Genomic DNA, 16460 nt, shown 5'->3' with positions numbered 1-16460 from the left:
GTTAAGCCTAGAATTTTCTAGGCATTTTTGTATCTGGCTTGGGAAAATCTCGCCTAGAAGATATGAGTGGAGTATTATATTCGACGTTTTTTATATTCTCTGAATTAAGGTTGTGCATGAAAGTGCTGGCATTGGAGACTGCCAATGAGCAGTGTTCCGTCTCTGTGATCGATGATACTCAAGAACTATTTTTTCAGCTTGATGCGCGCGCCAAGGCACAAACGCAAACCATTCTCCCAATGATTGAACAAGGCCTCAATGATCTGGGCTTGGCTGTATCTGATCTGACAGCAATTGCCTTTAGTCGTGGCCCGGGATCGTTTAGTGGTGTTCGCATCAATGCGGCTGTGACCCAAGCTTTGGCTTGGTCAAATGATCTGCCTGTAATTCCGGTATCCACTTTACAAGCTTTGGCGCAAGCGGCATATCGTTTGCATGGTTTAACTACAGTAACTGCCGTACTGGATGCACGGATGAATGAAGTCTACGTGGCCAGTTATCAGTTAGATGCTCAAGGGGTTATGCAGGCTGTTGATGAAGAACAGCTTTTGAGTTATGAACAAAGTGCTGAAGCAGTAAAATTTACTGTGGTGGGTTCAGGTGCCAATCTAGTTCAAGAAACAGCATCTGAATATAAAAATGTCAGTGCAACAGCGCAGGATATTGCCATGATTGCGCGTGCAGCAGCAAAAACAGAAAATTGGGTCAGTGCAGAATTGGCACTTCCGGTATATTTACGTGATAACGCATGGAAAAAAATTCCAGAACAAGGCAAAGCATAATTAATCAGGATTAAGCATGGATCTTTTACTGCTGCTGAAAGCAGCAATTATGGGTATTGTTGAAGGTATTACTGAGTTTTTGCCTATTTCCAGTACTGGGCATCTGATTTTGGCTTCAGAATTAATGAATTTCTGGACTAAACAAAAAAGCGATGTTTTTGTCGTCGCAATTCAGATGGGGGCAATTGCCGCGGTTATTTATGAATATTGGGCACGGCTTTGGGGTGCAGCAACCGGGATCGTAAGTGGTGAACCGCAAGGACGCCGTTTAGGGATTGGCCTGATTCTGGCCTCTATTCCCATTGTGCTGATTGGTCTGACCCTAGGGCAAACTGTAAAAGAACTGCTATTCAATAATATTGCAATTGCCATTGGCTTGATCGTCGGTGGTCTGATCATTATCTGGATTGAAAAGAATCCACCTAAGGTACGTGCCCAGGAAGTTGAAGATCTAACCGTAAAAGATGCGATCTGGATTGGTCTGATTCAGGTCTTATCCCTGATACCGGGAACTTCACGTTCAGGTGCGACCATTATCGGGGCGATGTTCCTTGGCGTATCACGTAAGGCTGCAACTGAATTTTCATTCTTCTTGGGGATTCCGGTTATTATCGGTGCAGGCCTGCTCGATCTGTATCAAAGCTATGATGTTTACAGTACCACAGAAGACTGGACGGTTCTGGCAGTCGGTATCATCGTATCGTTCATCTCAGCGCTTTTATTAATCCGTGCCTTGGTAGCCTATGTGGCAAAACGTGATTTCATGGTTTTTGCCTGGTATCGCATAGCCTCAGGTTTACTGATTTTATTATTTGCCTTTACAGGTTGGAGATTATGGTAAGCACGATTCGCTTATATACCGAATCTGAGTATCAAGAGAAAGCACAGCACTTCGAGGCTGTGCTTTCTTCTCGTGGTGTAGAGGTTAGTATTGAGGTTATTGAAAAGCTGAATGCACGTTTCTTGCGTTTACATCCCGAACTGGCCCTGTGTGTTGATGCTGACGGCCTATGGCTCTGTGCCAATGGCATGAAAATGCAACCAGATTGGCAAGCAGAAGTAGGGCGTTTAAAACGTGCCTCTTTAAAATCGGAAATGATTGCTCGTGCTTGTAACCTCGGAGAAAAGCCGACTCTTATCGATGCGACAGCTGGGCTAGGTCATGACAGTCTGTTGATGGCACATTTGGGTGCTCAGGTGACCTTGGTCGAACGACATCCTATTTTATTTACCCTGCTTGAAGACAGTCATCACCGAGCGAAAAAGGATACTTTTCTAAGTTCGGTGGTTAACCGGATTCATCTGGTTTTTTCAGATTCTGCAGACTATCTGAAATCACAGGCTGAGCAGAATGCGGTCGTCGATGTGGTTTATCTGGACCCGATGTTTCCACAACGTGACCAGAATCAGCAGGCACCGAAAAAGCAGGCACAGGTGAAAAAACAAATGCAGTTATTACATTTGCTTTTACCGGAAGATGGTGAAATGGATCTGGGGGATAATCTCTTAGAATTAGCACAAAAAATTGGCAAGCGGGTGGTGGTGAAACGTCCTCGTCTGGCCGTATTTTTAGCTGGAAAAGAGCCAAATCATCAATGGTCTGGTGATGCTTGCCGTTTTGATGCCTATTTTCAGCATGAACTGGTTACTTAATATGAGAATTGCTTCAAAATAGATCAAGGATTTGTTATATATTTAAAAATTGGCATTGATAAAACTTATATCAAGCATAAACTTATTGGGCACATTAGCGAGCCACTCATCTCCCTGAAATCATATGATCGACTTTAAACCCTCCATCAATTTTTGGCACGATTTTAAAAGCAACCAAATTGCCGGGATGTGGTTATTTCTGGGATCTCGGCGTTCGCTGCAACTGGTGCGTCCCTCTATTCTGCAACTGGTATTCTGGGGGATTTTGGGCGGCTGTGCTAACAGTCTCTTTAGCTGGCTCAGTTCTGGTCGTATGGGAGATTTCAACTCTCAGGGTCTGATCAGTTATGCGCTTTGGCCCTTTATTGCCTTGATTGTCGGGATCTTTTTGTCCCAACGGGTGAATAATCCTCGTCTGATGCTGGTACCCGCATTGCTCTGGCTGGTGCTGGATACGCATATCATGCTGTTCCAGAGCTTGATCCAGTATCTGGGTGATCTGGATTATCTACCCTATATTTTCTATGCCTATATTCCGACCCTGTTTGTCATGCTGTTTGTCTGGCAAAGTCTGGCTGTGGTCTGGGTGATTTCACGTGAATTAAAATGGCCGTGGTGGGAACGGGCACTGATTATGCTGGCCACCTTGTTTACCTTGGTGGTGTGGCAGATTTCGGTGAAAGATCAGCCCATCTGGAAAGTTGAAGAAATTCCACCAAGTTTTGCTGAAGATGCTTTCTATGCTCAGCCGATCTTGCTGAATAAGGCGCTGGATGCAATTGAATATGGTGAATTTGCACAGTCGCATTGGTACTTTATGGGTGTGGCTGGCGCGAGTTATCAGGATGTGTTCTATTCAGAAATAGAGCGGATTAAAAAGCAGTTTGATACCCGGTTTGGGACTTTTGGCCGTTCGATTATGCTAGTCAATCATCCGGCAACACGGACTGAGATTCCACTTGCTTCCAAAACCAGCATGGAATTGGCCTTGCGCCGTATTGGCCAGCAGATGAACCGGGAAAGTGATGTACTGTTCCTGTATATGACCTCACATGGCTTGCCAAATGAATTTGAAATGGAAAATGCACCGCTAGATCTGGCATCAGTTGATCCAAAATGGTTGCGTGATACTCTGGATGCCTCAGGTGTGCGCTGGCGAGTGATTGTTATTTCTGCCTGTTTCTCAGGTAGTTTCGCTTCGGCTTTGCAGAATGATAATACCTTGATCATTACTGCTTCTGCTGCTGACCGTCAGTCATTCGGTTGTTCGAACGAAGCTGACTATACTTATTTCGGTCGTGCTTTCTTTGATGAGGCCATGCGTGAAAATAACAGCCTGAAAGCCTCTTTTGAGCAGGCCAAGACTACAGTGGCTAAATGGGAAGCAGCTCAGGGATTTGAACCGTCAGAACCACAATGGGTGATTGGCAAAAACATGGAATTGATGTTGCCACAACTGGAACAGCGTCTTTTCCCTCCAGCGACGACCACTTCAGCATCTCCGTCTGTCGCTTTGACTCCATAAACCAATCTACAACTTTAGAAAATAGAAAAAGGAATGATGATGGAACTGGTACAGAATAATCGAAGCTTTGAGGGTGAACAGCGGATTTATAGCTTTGAGTCTAAAATATTAAAAAAACCAACCAGATTTGGCATCTTCCTGCCGCCACAAGCTCTGGAAGGCCAAAGTTGTCCTGCTTTGTTCTATTTAGCTGGCCTGACCTGTACTGAAGAAACTTTTGCAATCAAGGCACATGCCCAGCGTCTGGCGGCCCAGCTTGGTCTTATTCTGATTACACCAGACACTTCTCCGCGTGGAGATGATGTTGCCAAAGGGGATCACTGGGATATTGGGCAAGGTGCCGGATTCTATATTAATGCCACTCAAGCACCGTGGGCTGAACATTATCAGATGGAAAGCTTTATTGTCGATGAGTTGTATGAACTGGTGTGTGAAGAGTTCGTAGTTCAGGCAGATAAGATCGGGATTTTCGGTCATTCCATGGGTGGACATGGCGCTTTAACTTTGGCTTTTAAATATCCGGAAAAATTCTGTTCAGTTTCGGCATTTGCACCGATTTGTGCACCAAGCCAATGTCCATGGGGTGAAAAAGCATTCTCAAATTATCTGGGCGAAAACCGCAAAGAATGGTTGAAGCATGATGCAACTGCGCTGGTTCAGGAAAAAGGTGCACTGTTTAGCGATATCCTGATTGATCAGGGCTTTTCTGACCAGTTCTATAGCCAGCTGAATCCGGCTTTATTTCAGCAAGCTTGTGATGCCGTGAACCAGAAATTAACCTTACGTGAACATCAGGGTTATGATCATGGTTACTATTTTATTCAAAGCTTTGTAGATGACCATCTACAATTCCATGCCGTGCAATTAAATCCATAAGCCAAGCAACACAAGCGAAGCAAATTTAAAAGCACAATGAAACTCCAAAAATAGGTCATATTTTTGGAGTTTTTTATATGAATATCAAATAAATATAATAAAAATGGTATATATGTTGCTATTCAGAAATCAGGTAGAACCAGTTGCAGTTAAGAACACGATGCACAATAAGCCTGAACCAGAGATTGACCAGCCATCAACTTCACTAGAAAAACACAGCTTCCGATTTCATGGCAGTGCCACGGAATATTTTGGAATCTGGATGGTGAATTTGATGTTAACCATCATTACGCTTACTTTGTATAGCCCTTGGGCAAAGGCACGCCGTATCCGCTATTTCTACGGTAATACCCAATTGTTAAAACATCGCTTTGACTTCATCGCCATGCCAAGCCGAATTCTGCTAGGTCGTCTATTGGCATTGGAGTTGTATGTGGTGACACTGATCTTGACCAATTACTCCATTCTTGTCACCAGTTCATTATTTCTGATTGCTGCGATCTCTCTACCTTGGTTAATTCGGATGACCCTGAAATTTAAGGCCCGGAATAGTAAATATGGCAATGTCCGGTTTCATTTTAGTGGAAGCAATCGGGAAGCCTATAGGGTTTTATGGCTCGCGATATTGGTCAATATTTTCACCCTGTTTCTTTTCAGCCCAGTGGTGATCTGGCTATACAAACGTTACTGCTTTAATCATTTATCGATCGGACAACTTCAGTTTAGGCTGGGGATTCAGTGGTCTAAATTTATGTCGGCAGTTTATATCCCCTTATGTCTGTGTCTGCTAATTGGTATCGCATGGAGCGCAGCAATCGTTTACTGGGTCGATTTGATCGGTACAAACCTGTTTACCTTGGGTGTTGTATTGAGCTATCTGTTTTGTCTGGCCTTGGTCTGGCCGATGATATCTGCACGCTTATATATGTATACCTGGAATCATGTAGAGCTTGGTCAAAGCTACTTTAAAACCCGGGTAACGACATGGCGTTATAGCTGGATTGTACTGAGTAACTGGATTGTGCGTGCACTCAGTTTGGGACTCATGACCCCTTGGGCGAGCATCCGTTTATATGAATATCAACTGGCTAACCTAGAACTCTATCTAGCAGAGGACGAAACTAATCTAAAAAATATCTTGCAGCGTGATCCAAATACTATAGCCAATGAAGTACTGGATATCTTTGATTTCGATGCATCGTTATAGAGGCAAGTAGGATGAAGCGACCTGTTGAAGTCAGATTTTATGATGGGGTTTTGGCCGAAGCCCAGCGTGCATGGATTGTCCCTGATCAGCAACGCGGGATTGCCTTGAAACTCAGTGAAGAAACACCCAAGCAAGTGAGCGAGGCTGACTTTTATTTTACTTATCCCGATATGGCGTATATTGGCGGGGTCGGGGGACGTAAACCGATTATCGAATTACCTGAAGATCGTCGGATTGAATTTTTGACCAAAGCACCGCATTGGCTGAAGATTAAATCCAAAGAAATCTATCATGCCATATGGAAATTTGAACGTTCTCCACTCCTGATTTTCTTCTCGATGATTATCGTGATATGTGCGGTAATTTTTATTCTTAAATGGGGAATTCCATATACGGCCCAGCAGCTCGCTCAATTACTTCCCGAACAGACCTTGATCGAGGTAGGAAATCAAACTGAGCAGAAATTAATTGAGCAAACTGAGCCATCCAAGCTCTCCGCAGAGCATCAAGCACGTCTAAAAAAACTGTATGAACAGAAAATTGCGGTAGGACAACCTGCAAAGATTATTTTCCGTCAAGGCGGAGAAATCATGGGACTTAATGCCGCTGCGATTCCGAACAATACCATTATTGTCACCGATGAACTGGTCAAGCTTAGTGGTGCAGATGAAGAAGTCCTTGCAGTACTGGCGCATGAACAAGGTCATCTGGTACAAAAACATAGCATGCAAAAAGTGATTTCCAACCTGGGTGCAGCAGGATTATTTGCCTTGGTAACGGGAGACTTAAGTGATGTCGTGGCGGCATCTATAGCGGTACTCGCCGATGCGGGATATTCACAGGCGCTTGAACTTGCTGCGGATGATTATGCCATGCAACATTTACATCAACAGCAGATCTCCAGTATTCATTTGTCGAACTTTTTGCAGCGGGTTGAAAACGCTAGAATCTTGGCAGAGCAGAGTAAAACGATAAAAATGAAAAACTTTACCCTGAATATTGATGGAAAAGAACGGCAAATTACCGAGTCTGAGCTGAAATGGTTGCGTTTGATTGGAAAACTCAAAAAATATCTGGAATCGCATCCCGAGCTGGACAAAAGAATTGAACGGATTCATGCATTCGAAGAAAAAATGAGCCAACCTGTTTAGCCCTGATATTGAGTATAAAAATTCATATCTCTATATCCTGAGGATCGAGGCGTGTTTAGCCTCGATTTTTTATTGATGGATATGCGAGTTTTCCTGTCTTAATCAATCATTTTCATCCAGGCCAAGTGATATTAAGCATAAATACTGTCCAGCGTTACATAGCATTGTATTCACATAACATCCAAGTCACAGTAGCAGGACTGGATTTGGTATAATGAGAAAAATCCAATTTCAGTTAGCCAGGTCCTTTCATGTCCAAGCCTTATTTAATTGCACCTTCTATTTTGTCTGCCGACTTTGCCCGTTTAGGTGAAGAAGTTGAAAATGTACTTCAGGCTGGTGCAGACGTTGTGCATTTCGATGTTATGGATAATCACTATGTACCCAATTTAACCTTTGGCGCAGGTGTATGTAAGGCATTGAAAAAATATGGTATTCAGGCACCTATTGATGTACATCTTATGGTGAAACCTGTAGATCGCATGATTGGTGACTTTCTGGAAGCAGGTGCAGATATTATTACGTTTCATCCGGAAGCATCTGATCATATTGACCGTTCTTTACAGTTGATCAAATCGGGTGGTGCTAAAGCCGGTCTGGTATTTAATCCAGCGACACCATTGCATTATCTGGATTATGTACTGGATAAGGTTGATCAGGTATTGCTAATGAGTGTGAACCCTGGCTTTGGCGGACAGAAATTCATTCCAATGACTTTGGATAAATTACGTCAGGCGCGCAAGATTATTGATGCTTCAGGTCGTGATATCCGCTTAGAAGTAGATGGCGGTGTGGGACCAGCAAATATTCGTGAAATTGCAGAAGCTGGTGCAGATATGTTTGTGGCCGGTTCAGCGATTTTTGGCAAGCCAGATTATAAAGCTGTGATTGATGAAATGCGTAGTGAGCTGGCTAAAGTCGGTCAAATTCAACTTTAATCTCTAAAATGTTTAAGGTGTATAAATCTGTGGATAACTTTATGGATAAGTGTGTAGATATCTATGTTGATAACCATATGGATATGTTGCATATTTTGTAATCGTTTGTAGCCTGATTGATTGCATCTTAGACAAAATTTGTATAAAAAGAACTCAATTTGGGTTCTTTTTAGATATGTCAGCCCTTGATTTTAGTGATCGTTTATTCATCAAAGGTTAATAATCAAGCCAAACAAAAAGTGATCAATAGGTCTTGGTTTTGTGTTTCATTGTGTAATATCTCCACGCTATTTTTAAATTTAATTCATGTGCATAACTTAATAATACGGACTTATTCCTTGTTTGTTTTTCTTATTCAAGTCTCTGTAATGTCATAACACGATGTCCCGTGTTGGCGTTCCTTAAGATAGGCTGAAATCTTCAGGTTGTCCTGAGCATTTGAGTAAGACATGGTTAAGTTAATTCTCATTCAGTCAAATTTTGTAAATGGCAGTTTGGTTTTGTCATCTGTTTTATAAGATGTTTATTTTTTTAGGGGGAACGACCTCCCTTGTTGATTAAATTTATAAAATTCAACAAGAAAAATCGTCAGGACGGCCTGACTCTGTTAATTAGGAGGAAGGCAATATGGCCTGGATTATACTTGTATTCGCTGGACTATTTGAGATTGTCTGGGCCTATTCCATGAAGCTCTCAGAGGGTTTTAGCAAACTCACACCGAGTATTTTTACGATTGTTTTTATGGTGCTCAGTTTTGTATTGCTGGCCTATGCCATGCGTACTTTGCCTCTAGGAACTGCCTATACCATCTGGACGGGCATTGGTGCAGTCGGCTCATTTCTGGTCGGTGTTATAGTTTTAGGTGAACCTGCTTCTGCTATGCGTATGCTGGCTGCGGTGCTGATTATTTCCGGACTTGTTTTGATGAAATTATCCTCCTCCTAAGAGCTGTTGAGCAGTTCTGATTTCGAGTAAAATAAAAACTGGCAAGCTTGATTCTGTAGGAGTAGGGCCATGCAGCTCAGTTATATTTATATGGATTCGCCTGTAGGACAGTTGCAGCTGGTCGCCAATGAAACGGCATTGGTGGCTGTACTCTGGGATTGTGAAAAACCGAATCGGGTTAGATTGGCAACTCTGGTTGAAGATCCACAGCATCCTGTATTGATAGAAGCTCGGCGTCAGCTTCAGGAATATTTTGCTGGTCAGCGCAATGTTTTTGAGTTGCCTTTGGATTTTTCCGGTACTGATTTTCAAAAAAAAGTCTGGCAGGCTTTGCTGAATATTCCTTATGGACAGACCCGAAGTTACCGGGAAATCGCTGAACAGGTCGGTAATGTTAAAGCGGTACGTGCCGTGGGTGCTGCCAATGGTAAAAACCCGATTTCGATTATTGCACCTTGTCATCGGGTGATTGGCAGTAGTGGTAAGCTGGTAGGCTTTGCGGGTGGTCTGGATAAAAAAGAAATTCTGTTAAATATTGAGCGAACCCATTAAGATCAAAATCATAAAATTAATGAAAATTAAAATATGGATCAGTTCGTAACACTAATCTTAGGCCAACTCTGGTCCAGTTTATGGTGGGTTCTTCTACTTTTTATTGGTTTAATCATTTTTAAGTTATTTAAACCATTTTTAAAAGGGAAGCTGGGAGAGTTCGCTGTTGCCACGCATGTCAAACTTTATCTGAAAGACCCTGAGTATCGTTTATTAAACGATTTGACTCTTCCAGATGGAGAAGGAAGCACAACACAAATTGATCATCTCTTATTAAGTCCTTATGGCCTGTTTGTGATTGAAACCAAGAACTATAAAGGCTGGATCTTTGGTAGCGAGCGACAAAAAACCTGGACGCAAAAACTTTATAAAAATAGCTATAAATTTCAGAATCCGATTCATCAGAATTATAAGCACATCAAAGTTCTGGAGCAGTTGCTGGCTGATATTATCGAGCCAGACCAGCTGCATTCTGTGATTGTATTTATGCCAGATGCGGTATTCAAAACCCCAATGCCAAATTATGTATTTCGAGGTGCAGGTTGGACAGATTATGTAAAAAGCTTTAATCAGCGAGTTATTTCTGACACCAAGATTAAACATATCCAGATTCGCTTGGAGAAGGAAGTATTAGAAAAATCCTGGAAAACCAACCGTGAACATGTTGCAAATTTAAACAGGCGAGAATCCGAACAAAAAAGCCTTTGAATCATTCAAAGGCTTTTTCTTAATTTTTCGAGGCTTTTAGCTTTTCAGTAATTTCAACCAGCTGTTTAATCCGTTTGACCTCATCCCAAAGTGTTTTGGCCTCAGGATAATGCTTGGACATCATACCCAGCCATTGCTTATAACGGCCGACCATATTCATTTCCTTTTTATAGGAACCATTCAGGAAACGGATTTGCAGTTTCAGTAGTTCATTCCAGGTGATGAGCGGCTCATCAGAATTCTGGCGAATACATTGGGTCAGATCAGGTGTAGTGACCGCACCACGGCCAATCATCAGGTCTTCACAGCCTGATTCTAGCTGACATTGCTTGGCATCGGCATTGGTCCAGATTTCACCATTGGCAATCACATTAATCTTTAAGGCTTCACGAATTGGTTGCAGTTGGTCCCAGAAGGCTGGCGGAGTATAGCCATCGGCCTTGGTCCGCGCGTGGACGGTGACCCAGGCCGCTCCAGCATCTTCAATGGCATGGGCATTTTCCATCATGAAGTTGCGATCCATATAACCCAGACGCATTTTCGCCGAAACCGGGATATGTGCGGGCACTGCATCACGAACAGCTTTGACCAGTTCATAAACGACTTCAGGTTCATCTAGCAGTACTGAACCACCACGATGACGGTTTACGGTTTTGGCTGGACAGCCGAAATTCATGTCAATTGCAGGGGCGCCCATAGCAGCGACTTTCACTGCATTGGCTGCCAGCATTTCCGGGTTATTTCCCAGAAACTGTACATGCACCGGTGTACCGGCAACAGTTTTGCCCTCATTTAACAGTTCAGGGCAGTAGGTGTGATAGATATGATCCGGCAGCACCGAATCCGTGACACGAATAAACTCGGTGACACACCAGTCGAAGCTCCCGACGGATGTCAGTACATCACGCATAATCGGGTCAGTTAAGCCTTCCATGGGTGCAAGAACAAGTTTCAACGGTCAACACCTGTTAATTCGAAAAACGGTGTTATACGGCTTTTTGGTGGGAATGTCCAGGCAGTTTAATTTTCATATGAATTGCAGAAAAAGATTGAGTGTGAATGAGTACCTATTGATCTTTTGCTATCGAAATAAAAAAACCTTAAATCGACTGATTTAAGGTTTGGATTTAAGTCTTAAAAATCTAATATTGTCTTAATCGATTAGTTTTTCGACTTTCATACTTTCACGATAATACTGACAGCCTTTATACAGTAGGAATACACCAATCAGGCCGGCTATCGCATTGACGATAGAAATTGAATTCCCCACCATTAAGGTATTTTCATAATAAAGGTCAGTAATCAGCGCCACCGCAGTTGTACCCACACCGAGTGCAATCAGGTTAGAAATCAACAGGAATTTGGCTGATACTTGGGAGCGCAGCTGGTTTGGTGTCAGCATCTGGGTAGCAGCGGCTGATGCTGGAATCGGGAAGGTGGAGAAGAACATCGCGACAAAGATCAGTGCGAATGAAAGCTGCATATTGTCGACTTGGGTAAACAGCACGCTTGGAATGATCAGGGCAGCACAGCCAATTGCACCGGCACGGATTGCTGCATCGCTATAGCCACGTTTAGAAAAGAAGTCGATGAGCCAGCCACAGAATAAGGCACCTGAAGTATTTGCAACAAGAATAATACTTCCAAGGATATATCCGGTCTGGCTTGCATCCAGGCCAAAGTGACGCATGTAGTAGGCCGGTGCCCAGCCGAGCAGGGAATACAGCATCATAGTATAGAAAGAGAAGCCAATAAAATGACAGAAGAAAGTCTTTTTATGGGTTTTAATAAAACCGATGGAATTCTTAAAAGATGCTTGAACGGCGACACCATTCGCATCCATTTTGAGGCCTTTACGCTCGGGTTCCCGTACGGTCAAAATCATGAGCAGCGCCAGCAATACACCCGGTAAACCGACAATCATAAAGGTCAGTTGCCAAGTCTTGATCTCACCAATTACCGGTAAAGTAACGAAACTAACATCCTTGAGCAGACCGATGACATAACCGCCGATCAGGAAAGCCAGTCCTGAACCGATAAAAGCACCAATGGCATAAACACCCAGCGCACGGCCTAGTTTATGTTTAGGAAACAGATCCGCCACGATTGAGTAAAAAGCAGGAGATAGGGCTGCTTCACCTGCACCGACACTAAGGCGAGCCAGGAACATCTGGATAAAGTTTTTACTGAGGCCACAGGCTGCAGTGGCCAGACTCCAGAAAGCGATCCCAACCGAAATAATTTTCACACGTGATTTCTTGTCGGCCAGTGCGGCGATCGGTACGCCCATAAAGGCATAAAACAGCGAAAAGGCCAGCCCCTGCAATAGGCTGAACTGGGTATCACTGAGCATCAAGTCGGCCTTAATCGGCTCAATCATCAGGGATAAAATCTGACGGTCTACGAAAGACAGAATGTAGGCCACCATACAGATGATTACCACATACCATTGATAGCTGCTACGTTCTGGAGCTGCTGGTGGAATTTCTGTAGCTACCTGTTCAGGGATAGGCGTAGTAATTTTTAGATGAGAATCGAGTGGCTGGACGTCATTGTCAACCTTGTCTATGACCAATGTTTTTTCATTCATCATGCAACATCCTGTGCAAGTTATAGTGATTGGTTTATTTGATACAAATTTAATTATTTTTATTTTTAATATGTATCAATTAATCTAATCTAGGAGTAATTTGCATAGCCGTCAATATGTCTGGATTAAAAAGATACAATTATTTTTAAAAGAATAAAAAGAGGGAATCAAATAGATTCCCTTTTGCTTTAAGTGCTTGAAAATAGTGCTTAAGCGGCTTTTTCTACGAGAGTTAGGATGTCATAGGTCGCGACCAGTTCATTGTGCTGGTTTTTCACTTTGATGTCCCAAACCACGACACCATGCGGTTTTTGCTCATCACGCAGTGGTTTAGGGGTTTTCTGCTTGCAGGTCAGTTCTACCTGAATGGTATCGCCAATTTTCACCGGTTCTACGAAGCGAAGGTTATCCATACCGTAGTTAGCAATGACAGGACCCGGAGCGGCATCAACAAACAGACCAGCAGCGGCAGAGACAATGAAGTAACCATGTGCGACGCGTTCACCGAACAGGGATTCCGCAGCCGCAATCTTATCCATATGTGCATAGAAGTAATCACCACTTAAACCACCAAAGTTGACAATATCAGCTTCAGTAATGGTACGGCGTGCAGTCAGCAGGCGTTCACCGATCCGCAGTTCATCAAAGGATTTCTTGAATGGATGCACGCGGTCTTCAAATACCTCCGCACCCGCGGTCCAGCTATGACCGACCTGAGTCAGCACATTTGGTGAGCCTTGAATAGCAGTACGCTGCATATAGTGTTTCACTGCACGCAGACCACCGAGTTCCTCACCACCGCCAGCACGCCCCGGACCACCATGCACTAACAATGGCAGTGGTGAACCATGACCGGTACTTTCCTTAGCGCTTTCACGATCCAGAATATGCACACGACCATGCCAAGGCGCGATCTTGCTGAGTAGCTGTTCAATATTTTCATCATGGTTACGCACGATTGAAGCGACCAGACTGCCTTCACCACGAGCTACTAATGTTGCCAGTTGTGGTAGGTCACTATAGGGCATCAATGTAACCACTGGGCCAAAGGCTTCGATATTATGAATCTGTTGGGCCTGTACCGGATCTTTACATAACAATACTGTTGGTGGATAGAAAGCAGATTTTTCCGGATGTGCGACCTGGATGGCAAAGTCCTGGCGCAGGTGGCTACCTATGATGATTTCAGCTTCCTGTGCCAGCTGTTCTACCTTGGCAGCAACATCATGCTTCTGTTTAACGCTGGCCAGAGCACTCATGGTTACGCCGTCCTGTGCAGGATCACCGATGACTACTTTCTGTAGTTTTTCAGTCAGGCGTTGCTGTACGGTATCGAGCAATGCTGCTGGCACAAAGGCACGACGAATTGCAGTACATTTTTGTCCGGCCTTGGTTGTCATTTCACGGAAGACTTCACGCACAAACAGGTCAATGGTTTCATCGTTGGCTTGCTGGGTCAGGATGGCGCTGTTCACCGAATCGGCTTCCATGCTGAATGGAATGGAGTGGGCATTCAGGTGTGGATGCGCACGCAGTTTCTGGCCGGTAGCAGCCGAACCTGTGAAGGTTACCGTATCCTGTGCATTCAGGTGATCAAACAGGTCATAAGTCTGCCCGCAGATCAGCTGAAGGGTGCCTTCTGGCAGTAAATTGCTGGCTAAAATGTCTTTAACGACTGCATGTGTCAGTTCTGCGCCTTCTGTTGCCGGCTTCACAATACACGGCACGCCGGCTAGTAAAGTCGGTGCAATTTTTTCCAGCATACCCCAGATCGGGAAATTAAATGCATTGATATGCACTGCTACACCGGCTTTCGGGCTCAGAATATGTTTGGCACCAAAGCTGCCCTGTTTGGACAATGGAATCCAGGCATCTTCAACCAGTGCCGTTTCATCGCTGAGTTCACGGCGAACCAGACTTGAATAGGCAAACAGGGTGCCAATCCCACCTTCAATATCAATCCAGGCATCTTTGCGGGTACAGCCGGTTGCGGCTGCCAGGCGGTAATAATCTTCCTTACGTTTCAGTAAATATTGTGCCACCTGTTTCAGGGCGTTGGCACGCTGGTGGAAGGTCCAGTGGGCAATGGCAGCACCTTTCTGTTTGGCATATTGCACTACGTTATGCATGTCGATGCCGTGACTGCTGACTTGATAAATCGCTTCACCGCTAATGGCGTGATAGACCGTACGCAAGTCATTTTGTGCGCTATGTTCACCACCTAAAACCAGTGAACTCAATACTTTAACTTTAGCTGCGTAATGCGCCTGTGTGTCGTCCTGAAGATCCGTGCTCTGGGTAGTGCTGTCCAGTTCCAACATTGTATAACTCCATTTATGATACGTTATTGAGTTTATTTTTACTTTTGATGTTTCATAAATTGCAATCAAAAAGCTTAAATGTCAATCATAATCCGCAAAAAAAAAAGTAACTTTGATGTAATTAAAAATTTAAAAATAATAAAAACAATAACTTAATAAAAAATGCTTTTAAAAAATATATGATACTTAAAAAATAGTATTGATTTTATATTTGTATCGTTTTAATTTGAGTGTATCAGCACTTGGGATAAGTGAGACAAACATGAATAAGCAACAACAAACATTCGATCAGAAGATAGAGCAGGACATTTCTATTGAAGCGAAGGACTGGATGCCGGATGCCTATAGAAAGACCCTGATCCGCCAGATTGGCCAGCATGGACATTCAGAAGTAATTGGCATGCTGCCAGAAGGCAACTGGATTACCCGTGCACCGACTTTGAAACGCAAAGCGGTATTGCTGGCTAAAGTACAAGATGAAGCAGGACATGGCCTGTACCTGTACAGTGCAGCAGAAACGCTTGGTGCAGACCGTGATGACATGATGGAAAAGCTGATTGCTGGCCGCATGAAATACTCATCCATTTTTAACTATCCAACTTTGACCTGGGCAGATGTAGCGGCGATTGGCTGGCTGGTAGATGGTGCTGCAATCGTCAATCAGGTGGCGTTGTGTCGTACCTCTTATGGTCCTTATGCACGTGCCATGGTGCGTATCTGTAAAGAAGAAAGTTTCCACCAGCGTCAGGGCTTTGAGGCCATGATGCAACTGGCACAAGGCACGCCAGAACAGAAACAAATGGCACAGGATGCAGTGAATCGTTTCTGGTGGCCGGCATTAATGATGTTTGGTCCAAGTGATGACAATTCTCCAAACAGTGCACAAAGCATGCAGTGGAAAATCAAATTATTCAGTAATGATGCATTGCGTCAGAAATTTGTCGACAACACCGTGCCGCAAGTATTGCAGCTTGGCCTGACTGTGCCGGACCCAGACCTGAAGTTTAATGAAGAAACAGGCCACTATGAATTTGGTCAGGTGAACTGGGATGAGTTCTTCGATGTACTGGCAGGCAAAGGTCCATGTAACCATGAACGTATCGAAGCACGTCGCAAGGCTTGGGAAGAGGGCAAATGGGTACGTGATTCGGCGGCAGTTTATGCCAGCAAGAAACAGCAGCAGTCAGATCAACGAAAAATCGCCTAAGGCAA

At 43.8% G+C, this 16460-nt stretch carries 15 protein-coding genes; 12 read left to right on the top strand and 3 right to left on the bottom strand.

Going from position 1 to position 16460, the window contains the following annotated elements; genetic code table 11:
- The first annotated feature begins 116 nt into the window (after nt 1-116).
- The 11 genes from tsaB (at nt 117) to FTU01_RS06815 (ending at nt 10337) form a co-directional block, all read left to right on the top strand.
- A complete protein-coding gene (gene tsaB, locus FTU01_RS06865; RefSeq protein WP_180017104.1) occupies nt 117-782 on the top strand; it encodes a tRNA (adenosine(37)-N6)-threonylcarbamoyltransferase complex dimerization subunit type 1 TsaB in 666 nt (221 codons plus the stop codon).
- Nucleotides 783-798: 16 nt separating this feature from the next.
- Entirely contained in the window at nt 799-1623 is an 825-nt protein-coding gene (locus FTU01_RS06860; RefSeq protein ID WP_034705726.1) for an undecaprenyl-diphosphate phosphatase, read from the top strand.
- Nucleotides 1617-2435, top strand: a complete 819-nt coding sequence (locus FTU01_RS06855) for a class I SAM-dependent methyltransferase (RefSeq protein ID WP_159124259.1) — start codon at nt 1617-1619, stop codon at nt 2433-2435. Before FTU01_RS06860 ends, FTU01_RS06855 begins: the two co-directional genes overlap by 7 nt.
- A gap of 124 nt (nt 2436-2559) precedes the next feature.
- A complete protein-coding gene (locus tag FTU01_RS06850) occupies nt 2560-3960 on the top strand; it encodes a C13 family peptidase (protein ID WP_166136755.1) in 1401 nt (466 codons plus the stop codon).
- Nucleotides 3961-3999: 39 nt separating this feature from the next.
- The gene (fghA, locus tag FTU01_RS06845) at nt 4000-4836 is read left to right on the top strand and encodes an S-formylglutathione hydrolase (RefSeq protein WP_179993140.1); all 837 of its coding nucleotides are present in this window, start codon (nt 4000-4002) and stop codon (nt 4834-4836) included.
- 160 nt (nt 4837-4996) lie between these two features.
- Nucleotides 4997-6043, top strand: coding sequence for a YjgN family protein (locus FTU01_RS06840; RefSeq protein WP_306670007.1), 1047 nt, complete (start codon nt 4997-4999; stop codon nt 6041-6043).
- A gap of 11 nt (nt 6044-6054) precedes the next feature.
- Nucleotides 6055-7194: a M48 family metallopeptidase gene (locus FTU01_RS06835; protein ID WP_180138579.1), complete on the top strand. Its 1140-nt coding sequence runs from the start codon at nt 6055-6057 to the stop codon at nt 7192-7194.
- A 251-nt stretch (nt 7195-7445) separates the two neighbouring features.
- A complete protein-coding gene (gene rpe, locus FTU01_RS06830; protein WP_034170624.1) occupies nt 7446-8132 on the top strand; it encodes a ribulose-phosphate 3-epimerase in 687 nt (228 codons plus the stop codon).
- 627 nt (nt 8133-8759) lie between these two features.
- Nucleotides 8760-9077 (top strand): quaternary ammonium compound efflux SMR transporter SugE, encoded by a 318-nt coding sequence (gene sugE / locus FTU01_RS06825; RefSeq protein ID WP_159124254.1) that lies wholly within the window; start codon nt 8760-8762, stop codon nt 9075-9077.
- 69 nt (nt 9078-9146) lie between these two features.
- The gene (locus FTU01_RS06820) at nt 9147-9629 is read left to right on the top strand and encodes a methylated-DNA--[protein]-cysteine S-methyltransferase (RefSeq protein WP_159124253.1); all 483 of its coding nucleotides are present in this window, start codon (nt 9147-9149) and stop codon (nt 9627-9629) included.
- Nucleotides 9630-9662: 33 nt separating this feature from the next.
- Nucleotides 9663-10337: a nuclease-related domain-containing protein gene (locus FTU01_RS06815; protein ID WP_180138577.1), complete on the top strand. Its 675-nt coding sequence runs from the start codon at nt 9663-9665 to the stop codon at nt 10335-10337.
- A 19-nt stretch (nt 10338-10356) separates the two neighbouring features.
- On the opposite strand, the gene FTU01_RS06810 is transcribed toward FTU01_RS06815, so the two are convergent.
- The 3 genes from FTU01_RS06810 to paaZ all read right to left on the bottom strand — a co-directional run bounded on the left by FTU01_RS06810 (nt 10357) and on the right by paaZ (nt 15248).
- Nucleotides 10357-11292 carry a tRNA-dihydrouridine synthase gene (locus tag FTU01_RS06810; RefSeq protein WP_180138575.1) on the bottom strand — a complete coding sequence of 312 codons (936 nt, stop codon included), beginning with the start codon at nt 11290-11292 and terminating at the stop codon, nt 10357-10359.
- Between the two features lie 198 nt (nt 11293-11490).
- Nucleotides 11491-12930, bottom strand: a complete 1440-nt coding sequence (locus FTU01_RS06805) for an MFS transporter (RefSeq protein WP_180031839.1) — start codon at nt 12928-12930, stop codon at nt 11491-11493.
- Between the two features lie 206 nt (nt 12931-13136).
- A complete protein-coding gene (paaZ, locus tag FTU01_RS06800) occupies nt 13137-15248 on the bottom strand; it encodes a phenylacetic acid degradation bifunctional protein PaaZ (protein WP_180031837.1) in 2112 nt (703 codons plus the stop codon).
- Between the two features lie 262 nt (nt 15249-15510).
- Between paaZ and paaA the strand changes: the two genes are divergently transcribed.
- Nucleotides 15511-16455, top strand: a complete 945-nt coding sequence (gene paaA, locus FTU01_RS06795) for a 1,2-phenylacetyl-CoA epoxidase subunit PaaA (RefSeq protein ID WP_180031835.1) — start codon at nt 15511-15513, stop codon at nt 16453-16455.
- Nucleotides 16456-16460 lie beyond the last annotated feature (5 nt).

The organism is Acinetobacter sp. YH12043, assembly GCF_013419915.1.
Taxonomy (GTDB): domain Bacteria; phylum Pseudomonadota; class Gammaproteobacteria; order Pseudomonadales; family Moraxellaceae; genus Acinetobacter.
This window is presented reverse-complemented; position numbering and strand designations above follow the sequence as displayed.

What these genes read in the sequence shown, in the direction of transcription:
- FTU01_RS06850 (WP_166136755.1), top strand. Translation starts at nt 2,560, where the DNA reads ATGATCGACTTTAAACCCTCCATCAATTTTTGGCACGATTTTAAAAGC.
- paaA (WP_180031835.1), top strand. Translation starts at nt 15,511, where the DNA reads ATGAATAAGCAACAACAAACATTCGATCAGAAGATAGAGCAGGACATT.
- FTU01_RS06855 (WP_159124259.1), top strand. Translation starts at nt 1,617, where the DNA reads ATGGTAAGCACGATTCGCTTATATACCGAATCTGAGTATCAAGAGAAA.
- FTU01_RS06840 (WP_306670007.1), top strand. Translation starts at nt 4,997, where the DNA reads ATGCACAATAAGCCTGAACCAGAGATTGACCAGCCATCAACTTCACTA.
- FTU01_RS06815 (WP_180138577.1), top strand. Translation starts at nt 9,663, where the DNA reads ATGGATCAGTTCGTAACACTAATCTTAGGCCAACTCTGGTCCAGTTTA.
- FTU01_RS06820 (WP_159124253.1), top strand. Translation starts at nt 9,147, where the DNA reads ATGCAGCTCAGTTATATTTATATGGATTCGCCTGTAGGACAGTTGCAG.
- rpe (WP_034170624.1), top strand. Translation starts at nt 7,446, where the DNA reads ATGTCCAAGCCTTATTTAATTGCACCTTCTATTTTGTCTGCCGACTTT.
- FTU01_RS06860 (WP_034705726.1), top strand. Translation starts at nt 799, where the DNA reads ATGGATCTTTTACTGCTGCTGAAAGCAGCAATTATGGGTATTGTTGAA.
- FTU01_RS06835 (WP_180138579.1), top strand. Translation starts at nt 6,055, where the DNA reads ATGAAGCGACCTGTTGAAGTCAGATTTTATGATGGGGTTTTGGCCGAA.
- sugE (WP_159124254.1), top strand. Translation starts at nt 8,760, where the DNA reads ATGGCCTGGATTATACTTGTATTCGCTGGACTATTTGAGATTGTCTGG.
- FTU01_RS06805 (WP_180031839.1), bottom strand. Translation starts at nt 12,930, where the DNA reads ATGATGAATGAAAAAACATTGGTCATAGACAAGGTTGACAATGACGTC.
- fghA (WP_179993140.1), top strand. Translation starts at nt 4,000, where the DNA reads ATGGAACTGGTACAGAATAATCGAAGCTTTGAGGGTGAACAGCGGATT.
- tsaB (WP_180017104.1), top strand. Translation starts at nt 117, where the DNA reads ATGAAAGTGCTGGCATTGGAGACTGCCAATGAGCAGTGTTCCGTCTCT.
- paaZ (WP_180031837.1), bottom strand. Translation starts at nt 15,248, where the DNA reads ATGTTGGAACTGGACAGCACTACCCAGAGCACGGATCTTCAGGACGAC.